At 34.9% G+C, this 21,471-nt stretch carries 41 protein-coding genes; 40 read left to right on the top strand and 1 reads right to left on the bottom strand.

Going from position 1 to position 21,471, the window contains the following annotated elements; translation table 11 throughout:
- The first annotated feature begins 68 nt into the window (after nt 1-68).
- The 23 genes from GHI93_RS11365 (at nt 69) to GHI93_RS11470 (ending at nt 10,614) form a co-directional block, all read left to right on the top strand.
- The gene (locus GHI93_RS11365; RefSeq protein WP_343030373.1) at nt 69-287 is read left to right on the top strand and encodes a helix-turn-helix domain-containing protein; all 219 of its coding nucleotides are present in this window, start codon (nt 69-71) and stop codon (nt 285-287) included.
- Nucleotides 288-304: 17 nt separating this feature from the next.
- On the top strand, nt 305-571 hold the full coding sequence (locus GHI93_RS11370; protein WP_153497147.1) for an excisionase: 267 nt from the start codon (nt 305-307) through the stop codon (nt 569-571).
- Entirely contained in the window at nt 568-807 is a 240-nt protein-coding gene (locus GHI93_RS11375) for a hypothetical protein (RefSeq protein WP_153497148.1), read from the top strand. The genes GHI93_RS11370 and GHI93_RS11375 overlap by 4 nt, the downstream gene beginning before the upstream one ends.
- Before the next feature lie 96 nt (nt 808-903).
- Nucleotides 904-1,107 (top strand): hypothetical protein, encoded by a 204-nt coding sequence (locus tag GHI93_RS11380; RefSeq protein ID WP_153497149.1) that lies wholly within the window; start codon nt 904-906, stop codon nt 1,105-1,107.
- Between the two features lie 22 nt (nt 1,108-1,129).
- Nucleotides 1,130-1,264 (top strand): hypothetical protein, encoded by a 135-nt coding sequence (locus GHI93_RS13195; RefSeq protein WP_281347497.1) that lies wholly within the window; start codon nt 1,130-1,132, stop codon nt 1,262-1,264.
- 72 nt (nt 1,265-1,336) lie between these two features.
- Nucleotides 1,337-1,864: a siphovirus Gp157 family protein gene (locus GHI93_RS11385; RefSeq protein WP_153497150.1), complete on the top strand. Its 528-nt coding sequence runs from the start codon at nt 1,337-1,339 to the stop codon at nt 1,862-1,864.
- Nucleotides 1,861-2,568 carry an AAA family ATPase gene (locus GHI93_RS11390; protein WP_153497151.1) on the top strand — a complete coding sequence of 236 codons (708 nt, stop codon included), beginning with the start codon at nt 1,861-1,863 and terminating at the stop codon, nt 2,566-2,568. Before GHI93_RS11385 ends, GHI93_RS11390 begins: the two co-directional genes overlap by 4 nt.
- Nucleotides 2,569-3,063: an NUMOD4 domain-containing protein gene (locus GHI93_RS11395; protein ID WP_211368895.1), complete on the top strand. Its 495-nt coding sequence runs from the start codon at nt 2,569-2,571 to the stop codon at nt 3,061-3,063. It begins immediately after the preceding gene.
- Complete coding sequence (locus tag GHI93_RS11400; RefSeq protein WP_246177117.1) at nt 3,017-4,492, top strand: DEAD/DEAH box helicase; 1,476 nt, start codon at nt 3,017-3,019, stop codon at nt 4,490-4,492. The genes GHI93_RS11395 and GHI93_RS11400 overlap by 47 nt, the downstream gene beginning before the upstream one ends.
- A 6-nt stretch (nt 4,493-4,498) precedes the next feature.
- Entirely contained in the window at nt 4,499-4,960 is a 462-nt protein-coding gene (locus GHI93_RS11405; RefSeq protein WP_153497152.1) for a DUF669 domain-containing protein, read from the top strand.
- Nucleotides 4,961-4,978: 18 nt separating this feature from the next.
- Nucleotides 4,979-6,529: a phage resistance protein gene (locus GHI93_RS11410; protein WP_153497153.1), complete on the top strand. Its 1,551-nt coding sequence runs from the start codon at nt 4,979-4,981 to the stop codon at nt 6,527-6,529.
- A 243-nt stretch (nt 6,530-6,772) separates the two neighbouring features.
- The gene (locus GHI93_RS11415; RefSeq protein WP_153497154.1) at nt 6,773-6,976 is read left to right on the top strand and encodes a hypothetical protein; all 204 of its coding nucleotides are present in this window, start codon (nt 6,773-6,775) and stop codon (nt 6,974-6,976) included.
- On the top strand, nt 6,969-7,826 hold the full coding sequence (locus GHI93_RS11420) for a bifunctional DNA primase/polymerase (RefSeq protein ID WP_153497155.1): 858 nt from the start codon (nt 6,969-6,971) through the stop codon (nt 7,824-7,826). The genes GHI93_RS11415 and GHI93_RS11420 overlap by 8 nt, the downstream gene beginning before the upstream one ends.
- Before the next feature lie 25 nt (nt 7,827-7,851).
- Complete coding sequence (locus tag GHI93_RS11425) at nt 7,852-8,127, top strand: VRR-NUC domain-containing protein (RefSeq protein WP_246177119.1); 276 nt, start codon at nt 7,852-7,854, stop codon at nt 8,125-8,127.
- A gap of 197 nt (nt 8,128-8,324) precedes the next feature.
- Nucleotides 8,325-8,654 carry a DUF7339 family protein gene (locus GHI93_RS11430; RefSeq protein WP_153497157.1) on the top strand — a complete coding sequence of 110 codons (330 nt, stop codon included), beginning with the start codon at nt 8,325-8,327 and terminating at the stop codon, nt 8,652-8,654.
- Between the two features lie 46 nt (nt 8,655-8,700).
- Complete coding sequence (locus tag GHI93_RS11435; protein ID WP_153497158.1) at nt 8,701-8,910, top strand: hypothetical protein; 210 nt, start codon at nt 8,701-8,703, stop codon at nt 8,908-8,910.
- Nucleotides 8,907-9,059 (top strand): hypothetical protein, encoded by a 153-nt coding sequence (locus GHI93_RS11440; protein WP_153497159.1) that lies wholly within the window; start codon nt 8,907-8,909, stop codon nt 9,057-9,059. The genes GHI93_RS11435 and GHI93_RS11440 overlap by 4 nt, the downstream gene beginning before the upstream one ends.
- Nucleotides 9,056-9,436, top strand: coding sequence for a hypothetical protein (locus GHI93_RS11445; RefSeq protein WP_153497160.1), 381 nt, complete (start codon nt 9,056-9,058; stop codon nt 9,434-9,436). The genes GHI93_RS11440 and GHI93_RS11445 overlap by 4 nt, the downstream gene beginning before the upstream one ends.
- Complete coding sequence (locus GHI93_RS11450) at nt 9,433-9,645, top strand: DUF3310 domain-containing protein (protein WP_153497161.1); 213 nt, start codon at nt 9,433-9,435, stop codon at nt 9,643-9,645. Before GHI93_RS11445 ends, GHI93_RS11450 begins: the two co-directional genes overlap by 4 nt.
- Nucleotides 9,642-9,887, top strand: coding sequence for a hypothetical protein (locus GHI93_RS11455; protein WP_153497162.1), 246 nt, complete (start codon nt 9,642-9,644; stop codon nt 9,885-9,887). Before GHI93_RS11450 ends, GHI93_RS11455 begins: the two co-directional genes overlap by 4 nt.
- 123 nt (nt 9,888-10,010) lie before the next feature.
- Nucleotides 10,011-10,280, top strand: coding sequence for a DUF7336 domain-containing protein (locus tag GHI93_RS11460; protein WP_153497163.1), 270 nt, complete (start codon nt 10,011-10,013; stop codon nt 10,278-10,280).
- Entirely contained in the window at nt 10,277-10,444 is a 168-nt protein-coding gene (locus tag GHI93_RS11465; RefSeq protein WP_153497164.1) for a hypothetical protein, read from the top strand. Before GHI93_RS11460 ends, GHI93_RS11465 begins: the two co-directional genes overlap by 4 nt.
- Nucleotides 10,441-10,614, top strand: a complete 174-nt coding sequence (locus GHI93_RS11470; RefSeq protein ID WP_153497165.1) for a hypothetical protein — start codon at nt 10,441-10,443, stop codon at nt 10,612-10,614. Before GHI93_RS11465 ends, GHI93_RS11470 begins: the two co-directional genes overlap by 4 nt.
- 44 nt (nt 10,615-10,658) lie before the next feature.
- Here the strand turns inward: GHI93_RS11470 and GHI93_RS12870 are convergent, their stop codons facing one another.
- Nucleotides 10,659-10,814 (bottom strand): hypothetical protein, encoded by a 156-nt coding sequence (locus GHI93_RS12870; protein WP_170272443.1) that lies wholly within the window; start codon nt 10,812-10,814, stop codon nt 10,659-10,661.
- A gap of 208 nt (nt 10,815-11,022) precedes the next feature.
- Here GHI93_RS12870 and GHI93_RS11475 point away from each other — a divergent pair, with 208 nt between their 5' ends.
- The 17 genes from GHI93_RS11475 (at nt 11,023) to GHI93_RS11550 (ending at nt 21,443) form a co-directional block, all read left to right on the top strand.
- On the top strand, nt 11,023-11,379 hold the full coding sequence (locus GHI93_RS11475) for a hypothetical protein (RefSeq protein ID WP_153497166.1): 357 nt from the start codon (nt 11,023-11,025) through the stop codon (nt 11,377-11,379).
- A 70-nt stretch (nt 11,380-11,449) separates the two neighbouring features.
- On the top strand, nt 11,450-11,743 hold the full coding sequence (locus GHI93_RS11480) for a hypothetical protein (RefSeq protein ID WP_153497167.1): 294 nt from the start codon (nt 11,450-11,452) through the stop codon (nt 11,741-11,743).
- 47 nt (nt 11,744-11,790) lie between these two features.
- Nucleotides 11,791-12,090, top strand: coding sequence for an HNH endonuclease (locus tag GHI93_RS11485; protein ID WP_153497168.1), 300 nt, complete (start codon nt 11,791-11,793; stop codon nt 12,088-12,090).
- A gap of 142 nt (nt 12,091-12,232) precedes the next feature.
- The gene (locus GHI93_RS11490; RefSeq protein WP_153497169.1) at nt 12,233-12,547 is read left to right on the top strand and encodes a P27 family phage terminase small subunit; all 315 of its coding nucleotides are present in this window, start codon (nt 12,233-12,235) and stop codon (nt 12,545-12,547) included.
- Nucleotides 12,544-14,283, top strand: coding sequence for a terminase TerL endonuclease subunit (locus GHI93_RS11495; protein ID WP_343030372.1), 1,740 nt, complete (start codon nt 12,544-12,546; stop codon nt 14,281-14,283). Before GHI93_RS11490 ends, GHI93_RS11495 begins: the two co-directional genes overlap by 4 nt.
- A 489-nt stretch (nt 14,284-14,772) precedes the next feature.
- Complete coding sequence (locus GHI93_RS11500; RefSeq protein WP_170272444.1) at nt 14,773-15,966, top strand: phage portal family protein; 1,194 nt, start codon at nt 14,773-14,775, stop codon at nt 15,964-15,966.
- A complete protein-coding gene (locus tag GHI93_RS11505; protein WP_170272445.1) occupies nt 15,953-16,747 on the top strand; it encodes a head maturation protease, ClpP-related in 795 nt (264 codons plus the stop codon). Before GHI93_RS11500 ends, GHI93_RS11505 begins: the two co-directional genes overlap by 14 nt.
- Complete coding sequence (locus tag GHI93_RS11510; protein ID WP_153497172.1) at nt 16,747-17,892, top strand: phage major capsid protein; 1,146 nt, start codon at nt 16,747-16,749, stop codon at nt 17,890-17,892. The genes GHI93_RS11505 and GHI93_RS11510 overlap by 1 nt, the downstream gene beginning before the upstream one ends.
- Before the next feature lie 10 nt (nt 17,893-17,902).
- Nucleotides 17,903-18,058 carry a hypothetical protein gene (locus GHI93_RS12875; RefSeq protein WP_170272446.1) on the top strand — a complete coding sequence of 52 codons (156 nt, stop codon included), beginning with the start codon at nt 17,903-17,905 and terminating at the stop codon, nt 18,056-18,058.
- A 12-nt stretch (nt 18,059-18,070) separates the two neighbouring features.
- Nucleotides 18,071-18,376: a helix-turn-helix domain-containing protein gene (locus tag GHI93_RS11515; RefSeq protein WP_153497173.1), complete on the top strand. Its 306-nt coding sequence runs from the start codon at nt 18,071-18,073 to the stop codon at nt 18,374-18,376.
- A complete protein-coding gene (locus GHI93_RS11520) occupies nt 18,373-18,759 on the top strand; it encodes a phage head-tail adapter protein (RefSeq protein ID WP_153497174.1) in 387 nt (128 codons plus the stop codon). The genes GHI93_RS11515 and GHI93_RS11520 overlap by 4 nt, the downstream gene beginning before the upstream one ends.
- A complete protein-coding gene (locus GHI93_RS11525; RefSeq protein ID WP_153497175.1) occupies nt 18,752-19,156 on the top strand; it encodes a Maf family protein in 405 nt (134 codons plus the stop codon). The genes GHI93_RS11520 and GHI93_RS11525 overlap by 8 nt, the downstream gene beginning before the upstream one ends.
- Nucleotides 19,153-19,542 carry a hypothetical protein gene (locus GHI93_RS11530; protein WP_153497176.1) on the top strand — a complete coding sequence of 130 codons (390 nt, stop codon included), beginning with the start codon at nt 19,153-19,155 and terminating at the stop codon, nt 19,540-19,542. Before GHI93_RS11525 ends, GHI93_RS11530 begins: the two co-directional genes overlap by 4 nt.
- 15 nt (nt 19,543-19,557) lie before the next feature.
- Nucleotides 19,558-20,160: a major tail protein gene (locus GHI93_RS11535; protein WP_153497177.1), complete on the top strand. Its 603-nt coding sequence runs from the start codon at nt 19,558-19,560 to the stop codon at nt 20,158-20,160.
- The gene (gene gpG / locus GHI93_RS11540) at nt 20,160-20,477 is read left to right on the top strand and encodes a phage tail assembly chaperone G (protein ID WP_153497178.1); all 318 of its coding nucleotides are present in this window, start codon (nt 20,160-20,162) and stop codon (nt 20,475-20,477) included. The genes GHI93_RS11535 and gpG overlap by 1 nt, the downstream gene beginning before the upstream one ends.
- Nucleotides 20,478-20,524: 47 nt before the next feature.
- On the top strand, nt 20,525-20,680 hold the full coding sequence (locus GHI93_RS11545; RefSeq protein WP_153497179.1) for a hypothetical protein: 156 nt from the start codon (nt 20,525-20,527) through the stop codon (nt 20,678-20,680).
- Nucleotides 20,681-20,747: 67 nt separating this feature from the next.
- Entirely contained in the window at nt 20,748-21,443 is a 696-nt protein-coding gene (locus GHI93_RS11550) for a DUF4352 domain-containing protein (protein ID WP_153497180.1), read from the top strand.
- Nucleotides 21,444-21,471: the final 28 nt, after the last annotated feature.

A 21,471-nucleotide genomic window follows, 5' to 3' on the forward strand; every position in this document is an offset into this window, starting at 1 on the left:
TTATATCACACATTAATCAGAAAGGAGCCAATATGGCTGAAGAAATTACAAAAAAATTACCTCCAAAAATATCGCTTAAGGCTGCACGAGTTAACGCTGGTTACTCTGCCAAAGAAGTTGGAGAAATCATCGGTAAAAACTACCAGACTATTTTGAAATATGAGCAAGATAGTTCAAATATTCCTCTAGATTTAGGAAAGCAACTTTCAAAAATTTATGAGTATCCATTCAATTATATTTTTTTAGGCAAAAAAATCGTTTTAAAACAATATAAAGAAATTAGTTAAACAGAAAGGAAAACAAAATGCCATACGCAAAAGTAACATATATTCCCGTTGACGATCCAGACAAGGCTACTCATGGAGATTATAAGCATCTCATGCAACGATGGGAAGGATTGTCTAAACCTACTGCTAAGAAATGGGCATCAGAAATGAGAGATAATCCAATGTTCAGCAATTACGTGCTTAATCCTGAATGGAAAACAGTAATGATTGATTACGACGGGTTCAAAAAATTCGTGGAGTGGAAATCTCAAAATTTATATAAGAAAAAAGGAAAAATAAAATGAACAAAGATTTTGAAGGAATTATTTTTTATAAAAATAATGGAATCAGAGTTCCTGTTTTATGCAGTTATGCTTCTCATTTACAAGATCTGCTGTTCTTGAGTAAGGAGCACATGTCAAAAATAAAAAAAGACTTCCCTAAAATTAAAGGGAAGCTATATATTGAAGTATATGGAATGGGTGTATACCTACTGCAAACTGAGTTTCTCTTTTCCGACTTGAATAGCGTAAGCAGCTAGTGTGGAAAGTGCAAACGAACCGATTTAGCGAGCGCAAAAATACGCTAGTGGCTTAAAGCAAAAATGCTCACAGTGAACAATGAAAGGAAAAATAAAATGAACGAACAAATGATAATTTCACTTTTGATGGACATACAAAAAGAACTGCATACTATCGCAACTAGCATGCAGGAAAATAAAAGAGTAGAAACTTTTGATGAGTTTGAGGAAATATTTTTGGATTCGCTTAGTCCAGGGGCTTTAAATAAAATAACTAATCCTAGACTAGTTGAAAAAATTAATATTCGTGCTCACCGTTAAGAATGTAGAAAGGAAAAATAAAATGACACCACAAGATTTTAATTTTGACAACACAGGTTACACTATCACAACGGTAAAGGAACTACCAAATGGACATGTCGTTATTGAACACAGACCAAAAACAGGCAAAGAATTGCTTGCAGATTGGAACTTTTGAACAAAAAAAGCCCTGATGGGACAGGGCTGAGTAGATCACTTCTACTCTAATTATACCACATTGGAGCTAAAAATGGAAAATACAATATTTAAATTAACATCAGATTATGAGTATTTGCAAGATATGATGCTGTCAGACCCTGAGAATGACAACTTTGAGATGATTGAGGATACCTTAGAATCAATTGGAGATGCTTTTGAAATCAAAGCTGAAAACGCTGGGTTTGTAATTAAAAACTTAACAGCACAAGCGCAAGCAAAAAGAGACGTAGCAAAGCAATTAACTGCTGAAGCACAACTCATTGAAAAACGTGCATATCGGCTGCAAAAATCAATCGAAAATGGCATGAAAATTATGGGACTTAAAAAGTTATCTGGAGTAGTAAACACCTACAAATTCAGACCATCAAAGAGAGTTGTCGTTGACAAAATCGAAGATGTTCCTGATGAACTCTGCGCAATTGAAGTTAAGCCAAATTTGAACAAGATTAAAAAATTAATGGATGAAGAAGGAACTGAAGAATTTGACTATGCACACATTGAACACGCGGACAGTTTCAATTTACAAGGTGTCAAATTCCCTGAAAGCGTGAAGAAATGAAAATTACAAAAGCGAGTGAGTTAAAACGTACAGAAAACTGGCGAATCTTAATTTACGGAAAAGCAGGACTTGGTAAAACTTCGCAAATAAAATATTTAAAAGGAAATACCATCGTATTATCATTAGATAACTCTCACAAGGTTCTGGAAGGAATCCCAAATGTTGATGTAAGAACCATTGATGATGAAGGAAGAATATCATTTGATAGGGAGCATCCATCTGAAGATATTTCCCTATTCTTGAAAGAAATTGATGAATACTTGGATCAATACGATAATTTAGTTATTGACAATATTTCAAGCTTACAGTCAGATTGGCTTGTTGAGCAGGGAAGAAAATCCAAAAACGGTATTAGTAACGAGTTGCAACACTATTCCCAATGGACTAACTACTTTTTAAGAATACTTACAGCGATTTATAGCAAGCCAGTAAACATATATTTGACTGCCTGGGAATATACGCATGACTTGAATTTAGAAACAGGTCAGATAATTACTCAATATGTACCGCAAATCAGAACTTCTGTTTTAAATCAATTGCTTGGGCTGACAGATTTAGTAGGCCGAATCATTGTAAATTCGAAAACAGGTTCACGAGGTTTGATTCTTGAGGGAAGTGAAGGTACTTATGCCAAAAATCGACTAGATGATAGAACAGCTTGTAAGATTGAAGATTTATTTAATTTCGAAGGGAGTAATGGATAAGTGGAGATTTGGAAAGATGTAAGTGGATACGAGGGAAAATATTTAATTAGCAACAACGGAAAAGTTAGGAGGGTAGATAGCGGTAAATTAAAAAAACCAACTCCTGATAAGGATGGATATTTAAGAGTTGACTTGTATAAGGATGGTGTAAGAAAAAAAATCGGCATCCATCAATTAGTCGCAAACGAATTTGTTAAAAAGCACTCAGAAAATTTAGTTATTAATCATATAGACGAAAATAAAACAAATAATATTTATTCTAATTTAGAGTGGGTATCTGTTAAGGATAATACAAATCATGGGACGGCAATTATCAGACGAGCCATGACGCAAGGAAAAAAAGTTAGGCAGTTTCTAGAAAATGGTGAATTCGTCAATGAATTCTATTCAACTGGAGAGGCCGAGAGACAAACGGGTATTGATCATTCGTATATTTCTATGTGTGCCAATGGAAAAGTCAGAACAGCTAAAGGGTTTATTTGGAAATATGTTTAAACTATATCAGTACCAAAAAGAGCTAATCAAAAAGGCACAAAATGAGTTTATGAAAGGCAATAAAAATATCATGTTACTTTCTCCACCCGGAAGTGGGAAAACAGTTATTATGTCTGAAATGGTAAAAAATGCTTCTAATAAACAAAATGGTTTTGTTCTTGTGATGGTACATAGAAAAGAACTTGTTGACCAAATTATTAACTCTTTCAAATTTCACGAAGTAAACATGGAAAATGTTCTAGTTGGTACGGTTGTCAAAATAAAAAATAGATTGCCAAGTATAAAAAAACCAACATTGATTATTACGGACGAAACCCATCATTCGTTAGCTAGTACATATAAAGTAATTTACGACTATTTTAAAGATGTACCTAAAGTAGGATACACCGGAACGGCTTGGAGAATGTCTGGGGAAGGATTCACGGACACTTATGATGTGATGATTGAAGGCAAAACAGTAGAATGGCTGATTAGTAATAATAGGTTAGCACCCTATCAATACTTTAGCTTGCCATCTATTGATACTTCTAAGCTAAGAATAAAAAACGGAGAATACTCTAACCAGTCTATTGATGATGCTTTAGGTAAAGCGATTTTCGGAAATGTGGTTGAAGAATATATCACTCATGCTAACGGACAAAAAGCAATTCTTTATGCTCATTCTGTAGAAGCTTCTAAAAACTTTGCTAAGGAGTTTAAAGAGAAGGGAATAAAAGCGGTTCATGTTGATGCTAAAACGCCTAAGAACGAACGTGATAAGCTCATGCAAGACTTTAGAAGCGGAAATATAAAAATATTGTGCAATGTGGACCTCATATCCGAAGGCTTTGATGTTCCAGACTGCACCGTGACAATTCTATGTCGCCCAACTAAATCGCTTGTTTTGTTTTTGCAACAATCCATGAGATCCATGCGTTATCAGAAGGATAAGAAAGCTATCATCATTGATAATGTGATGAACTGGAGCACACACGGACTACCAGATACTCCGCATGACTGGAAAGAATATTTCAAAGGAGGATGGAAAAAGAAAGCACAAAAAAACACAGTACAAGCAAAGCAATGCCCTGAGTGCTCTGCCATGTGGCCCTTAAATCAAAAGACATGCGAATTATGTGGTTACGATTTCGCAATAGAAGAAAAACACGAAAAAATGAGAATTGAAGCTGAACTAGAAGAAATTAGAAAAGAGCAAGTGAAATTAAAAAGACTTTCTGAGAAAAAATTCGGATTGGACCTAAGCGAAAACTGGGAAATTGCGAGAGCAAGAGCAAAAATCAACAAAGGAAATCCACTCATGAAACTTTTATATTACTATGCTAAATCTGATAGAGTTAGTGCTTCAATAGAGGAAATATCAAACGTAACTGGAAAAAACAGTTACCAAATCAAGCTTGCCACCGAGTGGCTAGAATCGAAAGGAATTTAATTAATTATGAGTTTTACAACAGATTTTTCACAAGTACAAGAACATCCAGAATTCAAAGCACAACCATACGAAATGATTGTCTACGACGCAAGAGAAGAAACGAATAAAAACGGTAAGACGTGTGTACTCATTGATTACGTTGTCCGTAATGACGTACGCCAAGAAATGCAAAACATGCACCTTTGGAGCCGCCAATATAAGATGTCTGATAATAAATACCACAACGGTATCCTCATGGGTAAAGCGAAAGCATTAGGAATTCAAGAAGGAAGACAGTACGCTGACTTTGATGCTTTCTTAAAAGATTTCGTTAATAAGACAGCAAAAGTTACTGTTAAATTAGGAGATTTTGGACCCGAAGCACGCTTTGTTAATCCGTCTGCACTTCCTGAATGCCACCACGTATGGAAAGAAAAATTAGAATCAGCAAAAGCAGATGAAATTGAAAAAGATGACCTACCATTCTAATAAATTACAGGAGAAAAAATGACAACAAATGAAATTGTAGAAGCACTGTCAAAACTTACAACTGGTACAGACTGGGGATCGTTTGATTTCGGCGAATCTGTGATGAAAGCAGAGCTAAGAAAGCAGCTATTTAAAATTAAAGTCATTGACGACAAAGGTCAAGTAAATTATTTTACTGAATCCAAGCGAGTTGAGGACGAAGATATTATGTATATCACGACTAACGGTCGTAAAACATATCGGTTTATTTATGGGGAAGTTAAACTCACGACTGGTGAGGACCCGCACATTTATTACAAAGTTGAAAGTACATTTCCAGCATTTGCAAAGCTAGTGGTTGACTACCTTATTGGAAGTTACACATTTTCAGAAGGTCAACTTTACGATGTTAGGTTTAAACAGTTCAGAATGATTGACGAGTTTACCATTCAAGCGAAATATGGGTTCAAAGAATCAAGCCACATCTTAGAAATTTTACTGGGAATTCATAACGTCTTAAATATTAAACCAATTAACTTCATTGAGCAGTTTAAAATCGCTGGATCTGACTTCATTATTGATTTGGAAACAAATGAGCTACTAGAAGAATACCCTAAGCAGAACGTTTCATATTTCAAGTTCTACAAAGTACCGCTTGAAGTTGCTCTTGACAGCAAAGCTATTGCAGAAGAATTCTTAAAAACAGTAATCGCTGATGATAATAGTTTTAACAATGCCACGCTCCAAGCCTATTATATCGCTCAAGTCGCTTGTGGCATCCGTCCCAAAACTAACTTCTTTATTTCCAAGTCTGGGGTTCGAACGGGGAAGGGGCTGAGACATATTGCCCTAAGTGGTCTATTTAAAAAAATAGATGTGGAACTAGACACATTAAAAACGAATGGATTTGAAGCACTGCAAGCATGGTCCATGTTCTCTGGTGGAGAGATGGCACTTGCAACAGAGCAAGGAGACATTCAAGGAAATTCAACCGAGCGAATTTTAAAAATTATTGCAACTGAAAAATCACACGTTGCACGCGCAATCGGTCAAAACCAGTCATTTGTTAATTTGTCAAGCGTGTTATGCGTTGATACAAATAGGACTGTTGCGTTATCTGATGAAATGGATGGACGTAAAGTATTAATTCAATTCAAGGACAGACCTAAAGATGAAACAGACATTGAACGTGAGAAATTTTTCAGAAAATATTGGCAAGCATTCACTGATAGAAATAAAAATCCTGATATTTACGGTTGCATCGGTTTCTTACTTAACTCATTAGATTATTTTAATGAAATCGGTCAAGAGTACTACTGGAAGAATGTTGAAGTATTTAATGATATTGACTTGGATGATGCACAGGTCGCATTGATTAATTCTTTGCTAAAAGTTGATTATATTGTTCGTGATGGTGTAGTTGCTGAATTGTTCAATCAAGTTTATGGAAAAAACAGAAGAGCAATAGGAAAGGCGCTTCAAGAAATTGGAGTTGAAAGTTTTGATAAATGGGTTGATGGAAACATGAAAACAGCTTACAGAATATCAAATAAAGATAGATTTAAAAGTTTTGATAAAAAGCATAGGTAAATTAGGGTAACACTATATTAATAAAATATTTATTACCCATGGTTCATAAATTAAGTAATATCAACTGTTTACAACAATAAAAATAACAAACTAGTTTAATAGTCTAATATGACTTAATGATTGTTAATTTATTTATATATATAAGTAAAGGGTATGGAGTACTTAAAATTAACTGAATTAACCTAAAACGCTGATATTACTTGGGTTTATTGACCTTATATTTAACCATTGAAAGGAATAAAAATGAAAAATGCAAAAATAATTTTATTTGATAAAGAAGAAACAATTTCTTATATCGGAGCTTACGAAGATGAAATGTCAAAGTATGGAACAGGAGAAGTAGATTTTTTAAGGGATATTGAAAAAAACCTTGAAATTGAAATTTTAGATGTTGAAGTAGTTGATATTTTTGGCAAAGAGTATTTAAAAATTTACTACTATGACTAAAACAGCACATTCATTTCTTGACAAAGGGTATCAAGTCATACCGTTAAGCAGAAAAACGAATACACCAGTCACTAAATTCAAAGACATTCAGATCACGCATGAATTAATTGACACGATTAATTGGACTAACTGTGATTATGCGTTATTAATGCGAGGAATATGGTGCATTGACATTGACACGCATAACCTGACAGATGAGTTAGCACAGCAGATTAAAAGCATGATAAAAATATTTGGTTCTGATTTGCTGTCAGTCTTGAAAGTTAATGGAGACTTAGACGGTTATTCTTCGATATTGAACAATGAGTTTAAAAGCGAGCTACTGGATAATTTCAAAAATACTTACATGGAACTGACGGCAAGCGGTGGAATGCATATCCTATTCCGAAAACAGGAAGGAATAGATTATTCGCAGAAAATTGGCGTTCTTGATGGAATGGACATAAAAGCAAACGAAAATAATTACGTGAAAATATTTCCATCCGTTGGACGTGAGGTCCTGCAATCTGTCAGTGAGTTATCTGTTTACCATGGTGAGTTTGAAAAAGAACTGTTCAAGCCAAGGCAGACAAGACAGACAGTAACGACTCAATATTTTTCAGATTATCTGCCAAGTGCCAAAGGGAATCACGCTGGTAAAGAAGCATTTGAACGAATTGCTACTGGTAGTAGTTCCAATAGAAATGATGACTTATTCAAAGCGGCATGTTGGGCGTTTGAAAATAATCAAGATGTATCTGAATTATATTCAATTGTTGGGACGATAAAAGGACGTGATGTTTTCACTCCTGAGGAATTTGAAAGAACGGTGGAGAGTGCAAGAAGAAAAGTCAACTTCGTCACTTACTGAACACGATATTCAGAACAATGTCAGAATGGCATTAGCTAAAGAAGGCATCATGTGCTTTCGTGTAAACGTTGGAAAAGTCAAACTGAGAGATGGACGATGGTTTGAAACTGGAGTTCCTAAAGGGTTCTGTGACTTGTTCGGGTTCAGAAAAGATGGTCAGATATTTTTCATAGAAGTGAAAAATAAAAACGGAAAGCCTAGATATGAGCAGGTTAAGTTTATTAATCTAGTGAAATCAAAAGGTGCATTAGCTGGAATAGCTAGAAGCGTTGAAGACGCAATGAAAATAATTAACGGATAAATAATAACTAGGGTTCTGCAGCAAGGAGATTAATACAGTCGGTAGAGTAATGAAGCCCTCTAGGAGGTATAGCACCGACAGCCCTATTAATATGCCAGAATAGCCCTAATTCATGAAAATTACGCTTACATAGAGCGTTTAGATACGATTAGGTAAACTTATACGTCAGACGTGTAAAACGTCTTAGAAAGGAAAATATGACGCCACAGAAATTCTATCAAGAGTTGGAAGATAGAGGGCTTAATTTAACGGAAATAAGCAAAATGTACCGAGACAGATATGGAGTAAGCTCAAATTTATATGCGTACAAAAGGCAGAATGGAATTCCATCAATTAAGTTTTTGAAAATAATTAGAGAATTAACTGATGATGACTTCATTTACGATTCTGCATTAGAAAAGTGCGAATATATGCTTGGCAAGAAGAATCTGCTTGACCTAGAGGACTTCTTGTACGAGCTGAAGCCGTCAAAATCGAAAATAATGGAAATTAGAATGCGAAGGAAAGCACAGAGGGAAATGTTATGAATGATAAGTTTGAAGCTGTTTTTAAAACACTATTGGAGGTAACGAAATGAACCCAGATAAAAGCAATTTAAGAGGTTTCAAAATTACAGATTTAGTAATTACTAAAACTGTTGTAGGTTTAGGAACTAAAGAGAGCATTTGTAGAAACGTTTATCAAATTTGGACTAAAGACAGCGAATTGATTGTAACAATTGATTACGAAGACAGCGGATATAGGGTTATTGAATCAATTTATAATGGAGGGCACGGAAAATGAGCAACGTAGTGAACAGTGATAGAGATAGAGCAAATAAAGTGCTGAATTACGGTTATAGCAAAGACCGTGACATTAAAGTGGATTATGACGATAAAGACATCGACTATTTCCACAACGAGTTTAAAAAGAAGCTGGAGGGGCTGAAATGAGAAGAGTAACAGGTATAGTGACGAACAGCCAAGCTTTTTATGATCATTATGATTTTGAATTTAATGATATTACCTACGTGTTTCCAACTTTTGGAGAGTATTTCGTAAAAGCTACGAGAAAGGATAATGGATTAGTTATTTGGATTAAATTTAGCTCTATTACCGCAATTTACGAAGATGGTGACAATGCGTGTGATGAAATAAAGTGCTATTCAGAAAATCAAATTAAAGAATATGCAGTAAATTTTGCATCGTTTCTGCTTAAAAAAATTAGTTTAACTGAATTGAGTGACTTAACGTTTGATAAAAATTATGAAGAATGTGCGAAAAATATGCTTGAAGAATATCAAAATACGAAAAACGAGGAAATGAAATGACGAACACCGTAAACCATCCCAAACATTACGCTTTCGGTGGAATTGAAACAATTGACTATCTGAAAGCAAAAATGACATCTGATGAATTTAAAGGATTCTTGAAAGGTAATGTAATGAAATACATGTCTCGTGAATCAGAGAAGAATGGGGTAGAGTATTTGAAAAAAGCCCTATGGTATTTAAATTATCTTGTGGAGGTAGAAGAATGAAAATTGAATTAGAAACAAGACCATGCTTAGTAACTTTTAGTAATAAAAAGCAGAGTAAGGGAACTTTTATGGGATTATTTCAACATTCGCATACTCATGGAGATTCATTAATAGCTGGTGGTTTTAAAGCAGGAACAGTCGCTTATCCTATTGCGGTTGTAGAAATCAATGGAAAAATGCAAGAAGTAAGAATTAGTCAGATTGAATTTCTTGATGTTGCGAAAAGTGAGGTCTCAGAATGACCGACAAACTAATATCGCTGGTCATCAAAGTGTGTGATTGGTGGGGAGGGATTGAATGACAATACTACTAGCGCTGTCAGTGCTGATGCTAGGCGTGAATATTTATGAGATTAGGAGAAGGAAATGAAAATATACATCGTAACACAGTCATGGGGGAGTTACTCGGACTACACAGAAGTAATTATTGGAGTTGTTTCAAGCATGGAAAAAGCTAAGGAATTGGCGATGAAAGCAAAACCTACTTATGACGTTGTTACAGTAGAAGTTAAGTGTTTTGAATTAGATGGTAAATGTCGTACCTTTTCAAAAGCAGAACGAGAGGCATATAAATTTACTGATTCTTTTGATTATGATGAAACGATTGTACTAAACATGATAGAGGAGGACAAATGAAAAATAAATTATATAATTATGTAAAAAATTTTGTAATAGCTATGTTTATGCTAATGCTAATGTATGTTGTTATTGATAAGTTTTTCGATATTTCAAGTGTCTATAAATGGATTACTGTATTAATTTTCTCAGCGATAATCGCTTGGAATTCGGAGGACAAATGAAAAAACTGTTTAAATCATTATTGAAAGCTATTGCAGTAGTGGCTGCTTTGTTTTCAGTTTCAGCAGTAGTTAATTTAGCTTATCATCACTATGGAGATATAGCTATACTAGTATTTATGGCTTTAGTATTAATTATATGGGCAACGGTTATGTTCTATTGTCTGGATTAAACGCAAAAAAACTACCACCATATAGGTAGTAGTTGCATGTCGTTTTAAACTAAACTTTCCAAATGTTTTACTGCATCTTCAATAGTATTACCATAACCATAAATTCCTGAGTTGTCGGCAAGATTTGCTCTAAAAATATTATTTGAAACATCAAGAGTTACGGTATATTGGAAAAATTTATTTTTGTTTGTGAATGTCATATTACATTCTCCTTTCTTCAAATTACGAAAGGCATAGCGAAATTCTATATTTTCAGTATATCACAAATAATTAGAAAACACAAAATGCCCGAACTGACCAGGTTCGAGCAAAAGGAAAGAACAATATTACGAAATTTTATTTTTGGTCAGTTATATTATATCACATATACTGAGCTAGGAACTCGCTAAACTCAACTGGAGGAGAAAGATGATAACAATAATTGTGCAGATAATGACATCTATTTCACTAATAATTTTATTAGCTCTTATAGTTTTTACGAATAACCGTCTGAATCAATTAGAAGTTAAGATTAAACGTTGTAGAGACTTATACAATGCGATAAATTTAGCACCACTTCATGTAAAAATTAATTATCTTGAAGGAAGCATCAAAGCTTTATATAAATACAAAGTATTGTTTAAGCGTGAAATTTTGTTCGGAATTGGGAAACTGGAAGAAGAATATTTCTTCACTAAAAAACAAGTGGATGAGTTCATTGATTCAAATGATATTACAGAAGTAGTAATTGTTAGATTAGATGATGAAAATGAAATAATTAAATAATAAAAAGCCCACTCCGATGGGCTTAGCAAACTATTAATTCTAATACTATTATAACATAACAGGAGTTAGAATGGAACTTACGAAAGAACAATGGCATGATGTAAGATTTGCTTTGAGGTTAATCATTAGGAATAAACACAATGCTAAGAAAGCTAAGATGATTAATGATGCAATGCAGATGATAAAAGATCCAGTTGATAGAGATATATTTACCAAATATTATCTTGAAGGGTGGGGGATCATAAAAATAACTATGAATATGTATTACTCAAAGTCAGCAGTAATTCACAGAAATAATAGAGCTACGAAGCAATTCGTAGAAAATTATTATGATGGATATCTCCTGAGAATGTTTGAGGAATAATAAAAGAACGCTACTTTTTTGTAGTGTTTTTTGTTTACCATGGGAATATGATAGATGTGAGTACACCTAAAGCGAGAGACAAGTTCTATCACTCATCAGCATGGAAGCGAGTGCGCAAGCAAGTTCTTGATCGTGACCATCATGAGTGCTTGTGGTGCAAGAAGCAAGGGCGAGTGACAACAGCTAAGACAGCGACATTAGAGATAGACCATATAAAGGAACTACAGTACTATCCTGATCTTGCACTAGAACCTAGCAACTTGCGCACGCTTTGCCACGATTGCCATAACATGAGGCACGATAGGCATAGAGATAAGCAATTTGATGATGAAACCTTCGAATTTTAATTTTTGATCTCAAATAATAATACAGAAATAACGAAAACACCCCCCGGGTCTAAAAAAATGGGTATAATTTCAAATTTGCCATACACCGGTTGGGGTCAATTAACCAAGAATACATTCATTTTTTTGATAGGGGGGTCATGTATTGCCAAAACGTACACCAATTCGTTCAGAATTAATAAAATTAATAAATGAAAGATCTCCTTTTGAAGTCGAAAAAGTAGATAGATACTGCAATTTGCTTAATGACATTGAAAATTTAGACAAGGAGATAAATGAAAACGGAAGAGTCATTACAACAATTAATGGAAGTCAAGAATTTAAAAAAGAAAATCCAGCTCTATCTGCTAAATTAAAGGCTTTGGCACAGATTAGACCGCTTGATGATTGGTTTGAAAACAAACGTGCAGAAAAAGGGACGAAAAAAGAAGAAAAAGATTGGAGTAAATTCACTAAGTGATCGATTATGTTAAAAAGTATATCGACGGCTATTATGCTGGAATGGTTAAATTTAACTATGAGCGTAAATTGCTTGTTGATTATATCAAGCGTGAGGTAGTGCCTCGTCTCGAATCGGGCGAGGTGTTTTTTGACGTTGAACAAATCGATAATTGTATTGGATACACGGAAAAATACTTTTTTGAACTTGAGGACTTCCAAAAATTTATTATCAGTTTTGTTTTCTTATATTTTTCAGAAAATCATCGGAATGTTTACCGAAAAATATTAATCATGATTGCCAGAGGGAATGGTAAAAATGGATTACTTTCTGCAATAGGAAGTTATCTAACAACCCCTATGCATGGAATTTCAAAATATAATATTTCTATCGTAGCTAATAGTGAAGACCAAGCGAAAACAAGTTTTGACGAAGTGCATGATACTATTGAAAGCCATGAAGATTTAGAAGAATTATTTGGCAAACCGAGCAAGTCGGAAATAAAGAACAAGCAAACAAAATCTCTTTTTAAATTTAGAACGTCAAATGGTAATACTAAGGACGGCCTTAGGGATGGTGCTGTCATATTTGACGAAATACACCAATACGAAAGCAATAAGGATGTAAAGGTTCATATTTCTGGTTTAGGTAAACGTCCAAATCCTCGTGAATTTTATATTGGAACGGATGGTTACGTACGTGACGGATTCATTGACCAGATGAAAGATATGGCAATTAAAGTCCTTAAGGGAGAAGCAAAATGGAATGCTATGTTTCCTTTTATTTGCAAATTAGACAAGGAAGCACAAGTTAATGATCCAAAACTTTGGGAATTATCAAGTCCAATGTTTTCATTACCAATGTCAGAATATGCTCAAGGACTTTATGAGACAGTACTTGAGGAGTATGAAGATTTAGAACTAAACCCTAGCGGCCGCGAAGAGTTCATGACAAAGCGTATGAATTTACCAGTTACTGACATCGAAAGAAGCGTGGCAACCTATGAAGAATTAAAAGCAACTAAAAAAGAATTCCCAGAATTAAGAAATCTACCTGCAGTAGGTGGTTTTGACTTTGCCTCTACTCGTGACTTTATTGCAGTTGGTGCATTATTCAAAATTGATGGAGATTATGTTTTCAAATCTCATTCATTTGTTCGTAAAGAATTTGTAGATAGAATATACAGTTACTCTAAGCCAAATGAAAATGTTAATGGTAAGCGACGATTTGCTCCGATTAGACAATGGGAAGACGAGGGGTTGCTCACAGTATTAGATGAACCGTCAATGGATGCACAGCACGTTGTAGACTGGTTTGTTCGTATGCGTGATGAAGAAGGCTATGAATTCCAAACTATTTGTGGAGACGGCTATAAAATGAGGGAGTATTTACAGCCTAAATTTGAAGAAGCTGGGTTTGAAGTCTCTTGGAATGGAAAATTTGAAGAACCACTCGGTTATCGTGTAGAAGTAATTCGTAACTTTAGAGCCATTGATGCGCAACTGTCAACGGTAATTGAGGACAGTTTCGCCAATCAAAAAATTAATTTTGGTGATAATGACATGATGCGGTGGTATACAAACAATGTACTTCGGCATTTGAAAAAAGATGGAAATGTGGAATATATCAAAAAAGAAGATGTCAGACGCAAAACTGATGGATTTAAAGCTTTTGAAGCAGCGATGTTCAAGGCTGATTTACTAAATGAAGTAGATACCACTGATTTTTACGATAATTTGGGATGGTTCTTGAGTTAAAAAACGATACTTTTTTAACGTGTAAAAATATGATAATGGTAACATGAAGAATTAAGCGGAAATCAAAAATTTAATTCGTTCGGTGAATTATTTCTTCAAGCAAGTTACTGCGGATAACGGCGGCTTGCTATATTATTGGTGCTGGCGATTGAAGTTCAGTTAAATGACCAAGAGGGAGTAACAGCCAATATAGTTATGAGTTATATCACTATGGATTGAACGTATCATAACATAGTTAGTGGCTGCTTTACGTAGCGAGACGTTGCTGGACGATAAAACCAGCGTAGCAAGCACGGCACAGGCGCTCAGGGTTCGACTCCCTGGCTTACTATACGATTGCAATGCCTAAACCCGTTGCATGGAAAAATATTTAATTATTTATCAGTCAGTCATTGCTGGCTGTTTTTTGTTTCGCCATCTCCTAAAAACGCTACTTTTTCACTCTACTTTTCTATTAAACTTGAATTAAAAGTATGGAAAGGAGAGAATGTGGGACTATTTTCTGACATTTGGGCATCAGTAAAAGCAACGATTAACGGAACAGATTTCACAGGATATGATGCGCTATTCAATGCTCAAGTTAGTCTGAGCATGAAGACGGTAGCGCTAGATACTTGTACAACATACCTTGCACGTCTAGTATCCAAAGGCGATTTTGTTTATAAGGAAAACGATTCAATTGCAGAATCACAATTTGACTACTTGCTTAACGTGAAGCCTAATCCTAACCAGACAGCAAGCGAGTTTAAAGTAGCTATGGTTAAAAAAATACTAGATGGCGAGCTGTTAGTGATAAACGTAGACGGATATTTTTACATTGCTGATAATTTTGTTACTGTTCCGATGCTTTCAGGTAATACTTATACAGGCGTTACGATTAATTTCTCATCTGATAGTGTTGCTAATGCTCCTAATTCAGGGCCATTTGCTCAAAAATATTTTCAAAACGTATTTACTCAGGGCGTCAATTGCTTTCATTTGTCAAATGACAATGAGGGAATTAACGACTATGTGAATACTATGTGGGAAGACTACGGAAGATTGTTTGGAATACTAGTCACAAACCAGCTTAGAGTTGGTCAATTACGGGCTAAATTGAGTATACCCGTTAGTAATAAACTTGAAGATGATGAACGAGTAAAGGAACAAAAGCAATACTCAGAAACACTATCTAAGCGTTTGTTAAGTGATCCAGTAGTTTTCATTCCAGATAGCGGTAAGGCTAAATCAGCATATGATGAAGTTTCTGCAAGTAAGGCTTCTAATATTCAAAATCAAATCACAGATTTTGGAAACTTGAAAAAAATATTCATTACTGAAATATCTGGATTGCTTGGAATACCTCCAGCATTAGTTCTTGGAGAAACTGCAAATAATTCTGAAAACCTTGATCTAGCGATTGAGTCTGCAGTTATCCCAATTGCAAATAAAATTTCAGAAGGATTTATAAGCTTATTGTTAAAACAATCTGGATATTCTTCTGGTAAAACTATAGAACTTACTGGATTCAAGACAATCAATATTCTTGACCGTGCGGACGCTATTGACAAAGTAGGATCTAGTGGAATTGTGAAAATTAATGAAGTCCGTGAGGCTTCTGGATTATCTCCATTACCTGATGGGGATAAGGTCATTATGACTAAAAACTATGAAGAGAAAGGAAATATTAGTGAAAACACTTAAATTTAATGGCGCAGTCGCAGATAATGATGATGCAGAAGTTTACGACTGGTTCGGGATGGAATGTATTACGCCTAAAAAAGTTAATGATTTCTTGAATGAAGCTAACGGAGAAGATGTAACTATCCAAATTAATTCAGGCGGTGGTTCGGTGTTTGCTGGGAGTGAAATTTTCACAGACTTGAGCAAATATCAAGGTAAAGTTACTGCTGAAATTTCTGGCCTTTGTGCAAGTGCTGCAACGTTTCCGATTTTGGCAGCGGATAAAGTAGGGATTTCCCCTATTGGACAAATGATGATTCACAATGTATCGTCACTTGCTCAAGGAGATTACAGAGATATGTCCGATGCTGGCAAGTTCTTAACTGGGGCAAGCAATAATTTGGCAAATCTTTATGCGAAAAAGATGAATATTTCAGTAGAAGATGCGCAACAAATGATGGACGATGAAACTTGGTTTAACGCTAAGCAGGCCTTGGAATCTGGGATGGCAGATGAAATTTTATTTGAGAATAATAAGCAAGTGAAAATGGTTGCAAGCATTTCCCCAATCTTACCACAAGAAAAAATTAATCAGATTAAAAATATGATTAATAAAAAAACTAATGATAAAAAGAATAGTTCATTAGATAATAAATTCACTTCTGATCAAATGGAATCAATTAAAAATATGATTGATGAAAAAATATCTGAAGTAAAAGCAGAATTTGAAGCTAATAACACGGCAGTAAAGCCGCCTAAAAATCAAAAATTTAAACCACTTTTTCTGGGAGGAATAAAATAATGGATTACGCAAAATTACCTAATTATTCGGCGGCTGTAGAAAAATATACAAACGCAGTAGCTGAAGGAGCAGACGAAAAAGAGCAACAAAAGTTGTTCGCAAAATCAATGGAAGTAATGGGTTCTGAAATTATCGAAAAACTTTCAGAAGCAACTGACGAAAAAATTAGTTCATTGATGGCAACTAAGACGAGCAGAGTAATGTCTGCAGAAGAAGTGAAATTCTTCAATGATATCACTTCAGGAATTGGAAACGTAGAAAAAACTTTGCCACTCGAAATCATTAACCAAGTCTTTGATGAGCTAACTTACTCTCACCCATTGCTTGATGTAATTAACTTCCAAGATATGGGACTTCGTACAAAAGCAATTACATCTGACGGAGTTTACAACGGTGGAACGGCAGTATGGGGAACATTCACTGGAGATATCCAAGGAAAATTGAACCAAAACTTCGGTGAATATGATTTTTCTCAAAACAAACTCACTGCATACGCTGTAATTCCTAAGGATGCTCTTGATTATAGCTATGATTGGCTTAAGACTTTTATTGTATTGCAAATCTCTGAAGCTATTGCAGTAGCTCTTGAAACAGCGCTGGTAAGTGGAGATGGTAATAATAAACCAGTTGGATTGATTAAAGACGCAACGGTTGTCAATGGAACTACTACATATGGAGACAAAACAGTATCTGCCGACCTTTCTAAACTTTCTACCCTAGATGGTTCTAAAGAAGTTTCTCAACAGGCTGCAAAAATTCTTGCTCCAGTCATGAAAAAATTATCAATTAGTGCAAAGGGAGTCCCACTTAATATTGCTGGACAAGCAAAAATTTTAGTAAATCCTCAAGATTACTATGATTTTACTGCAATGTTCTTGTATTTGAACGCAAATGGAGCATGGGTTGATATCTTACCTTTCAATATCGCTGTAATTCAATCAATGGCTGTGCCTGCTGGTAAAGGGATTGTATTTGTCGCTAATCGTTACAACGCGTACCGTGGAAAAATGACAATGGCAGAATTTGACCAAACATTTGCTCTTGAAGACTTGCAATTGTACACGACTAAATCATTCTACTGGGGCAAACCAAAAGATAACAATGTATCAGCGCTTGTTACAATTGCGGCCGTACCTGCTGGGTAAGGAGTAGCCAATGAAGTTAAAAGTTAATGCAGTCTTTGATGACTTAAAAGAGGACGCACGCCGAGAAATTGGCGAAGTGTTTGAAGCGACGGTAGCAAGATTCAAGGAGCTTGAAAAAAAGCTCCCTGGTTTTGTTGAAAAAGTGGAGGAAAAAGAAGATAAATAATAGGAGTTAAATATGAGTACTGCAGAAACTTGGGCCAATGATAACCTTAATTCATTCAAACAAAGAATGAGAATCAGTACTAATGATTCTGACGAACTTGCTAACTTAACAGATATGCTCATAGCCTCTTATACCTCAATTCTTAGATTAGTTGGAGTTCCTGATGCAAGTGATCCAGAAGTTAAGGAATTAATTTTTGAGCGTTCACGTTATACTTACAATGATGCTTTAGATGAATTTAAGGAGAATTATAAGCAAAATATCCGTGATGTTTTTCTAGCTAATCAGCGTACTGATGATGTAGGAGAGACGCAATGATTAAATCGCAAAAATTACTTAAATCATCTAATCGTACCAATAACGGAACAATGCGAACACAGGTTGCTTTTCAAGGAGTAGGTCTTGACACGTCATTTGACGGTAGAGGAGGTGATCCTATTGAACTTTTCAAAACTTATGCAGATGTCTACTCCCCAAGTAACAAAGATCTAACCATTTTAGGAAGTCAAAATGTAAAAAATGGGGTTACGATAAAAATTCGTGATCCATTAACTGGTTATCAGCCAAAGAATGACGATAAAGTAGTTATTGATGATTCACGTTATTCAGGTAAAGAATGGAATATCATTGATATTCAGCAAGATTTTCATGATCGTACGTTTCTTAAACTTATATTGAAAGGAACGAACTTGAATGAATAGCTATATGAAGATAGAAGGATTTGAAGCGCTCGAAGCTAAACTGAGAGAAAAATTTAGTGAAACTCGTGTCAGATCGATTGAAAATAAAGCTTTGAGAGCGGCTGCTGATGAATCGGTAATTGGATTGAAAAGCGAACTTTCTAAATTTGCAAACAGTGGAGATACTGTTGAAGGAGTCGTTCATGGTAGCATTTCTCGTGCATCTGGTTTTCCGATTGTAAAAATTGGTAACAATGGTAAGCATTGGAGGCTTGTCCACCTTGAAAATAATGGATTTGTTAGGAATGGTAAAGTTTATCATTATAGAAGCTTTGGAGCATTGCAAAGATTTTCAAATGATCAAGGTAATAAGTTTGTAGAATCTGCACGTCAGAATTTGGAGGAATTAATCAAATGAACGATATGCTAAATGAGATTATGAAGGCTTTATCTGCAGATTCGGATATTATGGATATTCAAAAAACAGGCGGTCTCAAAAGTTATGTGAGGTATGAAAAACTAGCTGAAAATTTAACGAGTATCACAGTAACTCCTAGTGGTCCACCGTTACAAACTGCTCTTAGTAGTAACGGTTCACTAGCTAAGCACTTTATTTATCATGTCAGTATTGAATCTACTGACAGAATGATCGCTAAAAAGCTTCAAAGTAAAGTAGAAAATATTTTAATATCGCTTGGATTTTTCCAAATGTCAGGCGGATTAGATGAATATTTTGAAGAAACAAAAAGATATGTTGATGCTCGATTTTATGAAGGCAATAGCAATCTTTACGAAAATTATTAAAAAGGAGAATTAAAAATGTCAGTTCCTATTGGTTTTAAACGTTTAACAATTCGTGTAAAAGATGGATCAAGCCCAACGCTTGGAACAAATGAATTCGTTATCGAAGGTAAAAAAGATAATGGTGGTATGGTATCAGCTAAAGTTTCAGGACTTGCTGTTGAAGCTGTTAAATCATATTCTTCAAATAAAGTATATGCAATTTCTGGTAAAGGTGTAGGAGATGGTAAAGTTGACTTTGACATCATGGACTTCCCAGAAAAAGTTAAAAATGCAGTTCTTGGTATTACAGCATCAAGCAATGGTGTATATAAAGCCACTGCAGACCGTACATCTCCATACTGTTCAATTCTATTGGAAGATGTGACACCTCAAGGCAATCCATATCTCATGGCTTTTGTTGACGGTATGTTCTCATCTGATGGTGTTGAATTTAATACTGTTCAAGGTAAACAAACAGAGCTCCAATCAGAAGCAATCAGTTTTGCAATTGGTTCTGATGACAACGGATTGTACTACTCTACCTTTGTAGGAACAGGAACATCTACTGATGCAGCTGGTATTGCAGAAATTAAAGCTGATGCTTTGATGACTGCTCCAGCTTCTGGAGGTGGTCAATAATGGCTAAGCTATCTATTGACCTTTTAGACAAAGATGGTAAATTCACTATCACTCAAGAACATGTTAGTGGTCAAAAGCTACTTGACTATTGGGATATGGCTGTTGAGATTGAAGAAAATGCAGAAAAGCTTTCTATTTCTGATATTTACAAGAAGCGGATTGATTTTATCGCTGGATTGTTCGATAGCCCTAAAGTGACTACTAAAATAATTCTTGCTAGTGTCCCAGCGTGGGAGCTTCAAGACTTTATTAAAGATATCTTTGAAACGATCACTGGTACGAAAGGTAAAACTGGTGACCCAAAAAAGGGAAAATAACAGCCGTTGAAGCTCGTGATGAGTTTCTGGACTTTGTTAAAACATTGATGTCTAATGGAACATATCAATTATCTGATATTCTAAGCACTGATTTTGAGACACTCGTTGCAATAATGGGCGCTAATGTTATTGATGGTAAAAAATCATCAGATAATCAAGAAAAAGTACTGTCATTGTGGGAATTCGGACAGTCATTAAAATAGTTCTTATTGAGCTATTTTTTTGTTTATAAAAGGTGTATAATTAAATAAAAAACATTGGAGTAAATTTATGAAAGATGGAAAAGAAGTAAGAGTATCGTATTATAAGCAAATATGGTTTTGGATTGCTATTGTTTGTATTATAATTGCATTAATAGGTGTAATTATAGGCGGTTCATCACAAAGTAAGATATCAGAAGCTAATAAAAAGATAAGCTCAATTAAAAAATCAGCTTCTGAGGGAATAGAAATAAATAAAAAATTTGAGAGCTATATGAGAGAGAATGTCCCCGATTATAGCTCATACGCTAGTGATGCATTTAAGGCTGTTATAGATGGTGTGACAAATAGCTCAACAACAGATAGCTCAACAACAGAATCTTCTGATTCAAAATCTGAAACATTATCTTTTGGTCAGTCATCTGATTTTGAAAGCAAGTCAGGAAATTCTAAAATTGAAGTTAGCATAATTAGCGCATCTATAGACCCAAATATAGAACTAAGTGATGACGCTCCAAGTGGAAGCAAAGCTTTAGTTGTAGAAATTTCAGTAAAGAATATCGGAGACTCTGCTTATGATTTCAATATCCAATCCTTTAACGCTTATGGAGCAGATGGCAATGTTTTGAACTTTGACTCAAATACATACGATAATACGATGCCTGATTCCGTAAATGTTGGGCAAACCGTAAAAGTAAAAGCATACTTTGATGCGACAGATAACGGCCCATTTAGCGTCACATTCGCTGATGGAACATGGAAATAATACAGTAATCTAATATAAACATATAAAA

The sequence above is a fragment of the Lactococcus hircilactis genome (assembly GCF_009601015.1).
Classification (GTDB): Bacteria; Bacillota; Bacilli; order Lactobacillales; family Streptococcaceae; genus Lactococcus; species Lactococcus hircilactis.

Excerpts from the sequence above, each read along its gene's own strand:
- GHI93_RS11370 (WP_153497147.1), top strand. The coding sequence starts at position 305 with ATGCCATACGCAAAAGTAACATATATTCCCGTTGACGATCCAGACAAG.
- GHI93_RS11375 (WP_153497148.1), top strand. The coding sequence starts at position 568 with ATGAACAAAGATTTTGAAGGAATTATTTTTTATAAAAATAATGGAATC.
- GHI93_RS11380 (WP_153497149.1), top strand. The coding sequence starts at position 904 with ATGAACGAACAAATGATAATTTCACTTTTGATGGACATACAAAAAGAA.
- GHI93_RS13195 (WP_281347497.1), top strand. The coding sequence starts at position 1,130 with ATGACACCACAAGATTTTAATTTTGACAACACAGGTTACACTATCACA.
- GHI93_RS11385 (WP_153497150.1), top strand. The coding sequence starts at position 1,337 with ATGGAAAATACAATATTTAAATTAACATCAGATTATGAGTATTTGCAA.
- GHI93_RS11390 (WP_153497151.1), top strand. The coding sequence starts at position 1,861 with ATGAAAATTACAAAAGCGAGTGAGTTAAAACGTACAGAAAACTGGCGA.
- GHI93_RS11400 (WP_246177117.1), top strand. The coding sequence starts at position 3,017 with ATGGAAAAGTCAGAACAGCTAAAGGGTTTATTTGGAAATATGTTTAAA.
- GHI93_RS11405 (WP_153497152.1), top strand. The coding sequence starts at position 4,499 with ATGAGTTTTACAACAGATTTTTCACAAGTACAAGAACATCCAGAATTC.
- GHI93_RS11410 (WP_153497153.1), top strand. The coding sequence starts at position 4,979 with ATGACAACAAATGAAATTGTAGAAGCACTGTCAAAACTTACAACTGGT.
- GHI93_RS11415 (WP_153497154.1), top strand. The coding sequence starts at position 6,773 with ATGAAAAATGCAAAAATAATTTTATTTGATAAAGAAGAAACAATTTCT.
- GHI93_RS11420 (WP_153497155.1), top strand. The coding sequence starts at position 6,969 with ATGACTAAAACAGCACATTCATTTCTTGACAAAGGGTATCAAGTCATA.
- GHI93_RS11425 (WP_246177119.1), top strand. The coding sequence starts at position 7,852 with ATGGCATTAGCTAAAGAAGGCATCATGTGCTTTCGTGTAAACGTTGGA.
- GHI93_RS11430 (WP_153497157.1), top strand. The coding sequence starts at position 8,325 with ATGACGCCACAGAAATTCTATCAAGAGTTGGAAGATAGAGGGCTTAAT.
- GHI93_RS11435 (WP_153497158.1), top strand. The coding sequence starts at position 8,701 with ATGAACCCAGATAAAAGCAATTTAAGAGGTTTCAAAATTACAGATTTA.
- GHI93_RS11440 (WP_153497159.1), top strand. The coding sequence starts at position 8,907 with ATGAGCAACGTAGTGAACAGTGATAGAGATAGAGCAAATAAAGTGCTG.
- GHI93_RS11445 (WP_153497160.1), top strand. The coding sequence starts at position 9,056 with ATGAGAAGAGTAACAGGTATAGTGACGAACAGCCAAGCTTTTTATGAT.
- GHI93_RS11450 (WP_153497161.1), top strand. The coding sequence starts at position 9,433 with ATGACGAACACCGTAAACCATCCCAAACATTACGCTTTCGGTGGAATT.
- GHI93_RS11455 (WP_153497162.1), top strand. The coding sequence starts at position 9,642 with ATGAAAATTGAATTAGAAACAAGACCATGCTTAGTAACTTTTAGTAAT.
- GHI93_RS11460 (WP_153497163.1), top strand. The coding sequence starts at position 10,011 with ATGAAAATATACATCGTAACACAGTCATGGGGGAGTTACTCGGACTAC.
- GHI93_RS11465 (WP_153497164.1), top strand. The coding sequence starts at position 10,277 with ATGAAAAATAAATTATATAATTATGTAAAAAATTTTGTAATAGCTATG.
- GHI93_RS11470 (WP_153497165.1), top strand. The coding sequence starts at position 10,441 with ATGAAAAAACTGTTTAAATCATTATTGAAAGCTATTGCAGTAGTGGCT.
- GHI93_RS12870 (WP_170272443.1), bottom strand. The coding sequence starts at position 10,814 with ATGACATTCACAAACAAAAATAAATTTTTCCAATATACCGTAACTCTT.
- GHI93_RS11475 (WP_153497166.1), top strand. The coding sequence starts at position 11,023 with ATGATAACAATAATTGTGCAGATAATGACATCTATTTCACTAATAATT.
- GHI93_RS11480 (WP_153497167.1), top strand. The coding sequence starts at position 11,450 with ATGGAACTTACGAAAGAACAATGGCATGATGTAAGATTTGCTTTGAGG.
- GHI93_RS11485 (WP_153497168.1), top strand. The coding sequence starts at position 11,791 with ATGATAGATGTGAGTACACCTAAAGCGAGAGACAAGTTCTATCACTCA.
- GHI93_RS11510 (WP_153497172.1), top strand. The coding sequence starts at position 16,747 with ATGGATTACGCAAAATTACCTAATTATTCGGCGGCTGTAGAAAAATAT.
- GHI93_RS12875 (WP_170272446.1), top strand. The coding sequence starts at position 17,903 with ATGAAGTTAAAAGTTAATGCAGTCTTTGATGACTTAAAAGAGGACGCA.
- GHI93_RS11515 (WP_153497173.1), top strand. The coding sequence starts at position 18,071 with ATGAGTACTGCAGAAACTTGGGCCAATGATAACCTTAATTCATTCAAA.
- GHI93_RS11520 (WP_153497174.1), top strand. The coding sequence starts at position 18,373 with ATGATTAAATCGCAAAAATTACTTAAATCATCTAATCGTACCAATAAC.
- GHI93_RS11525 (WP_153497175.1), top strand. The coding sequence starts at position 18,752 with ATGAATAGCTATATGAAGATAGAAGGATTTGAAGCGCTCGAAGCTAAA.
- GHI93_RS11530 (WP_153497176.1), top strand. The coding sequence starts at position 19,153 with ATGAACGATATGCTAAATGAGATTATGAAGGCTTTATCTGCAGATTCG.
- GHI93_RS11535 (WP_153497177.1), top strand. The coding sequence starts at position 19,558 with ATGTCAGTTCCTATTGGTTTTAAACGTTTAACAATTCGTGTAAAAGAT.
- gpG (WP_153497178.1), top strand. The coding sequence starts at position 20,160 with ATGGCTAAGCTATCTATTGACCTTTTAGACAAAGATGGTAAATTCACT.
- GHI93_RS11545 (WP_153497179.1), top strand. The coding sequence starts at position 20,525 with ATGTCTAATGGAACATATCAATTATCTGATATTCTAAGCACTGATTTT.
- GHI93_RS11550 (WP_153497180.1), top strand. The coding sequence starts at position 20,748 with ATGAAAGATGGAAAAGAAGTAAGAGTATCGTATTATAAGCAAATATGG.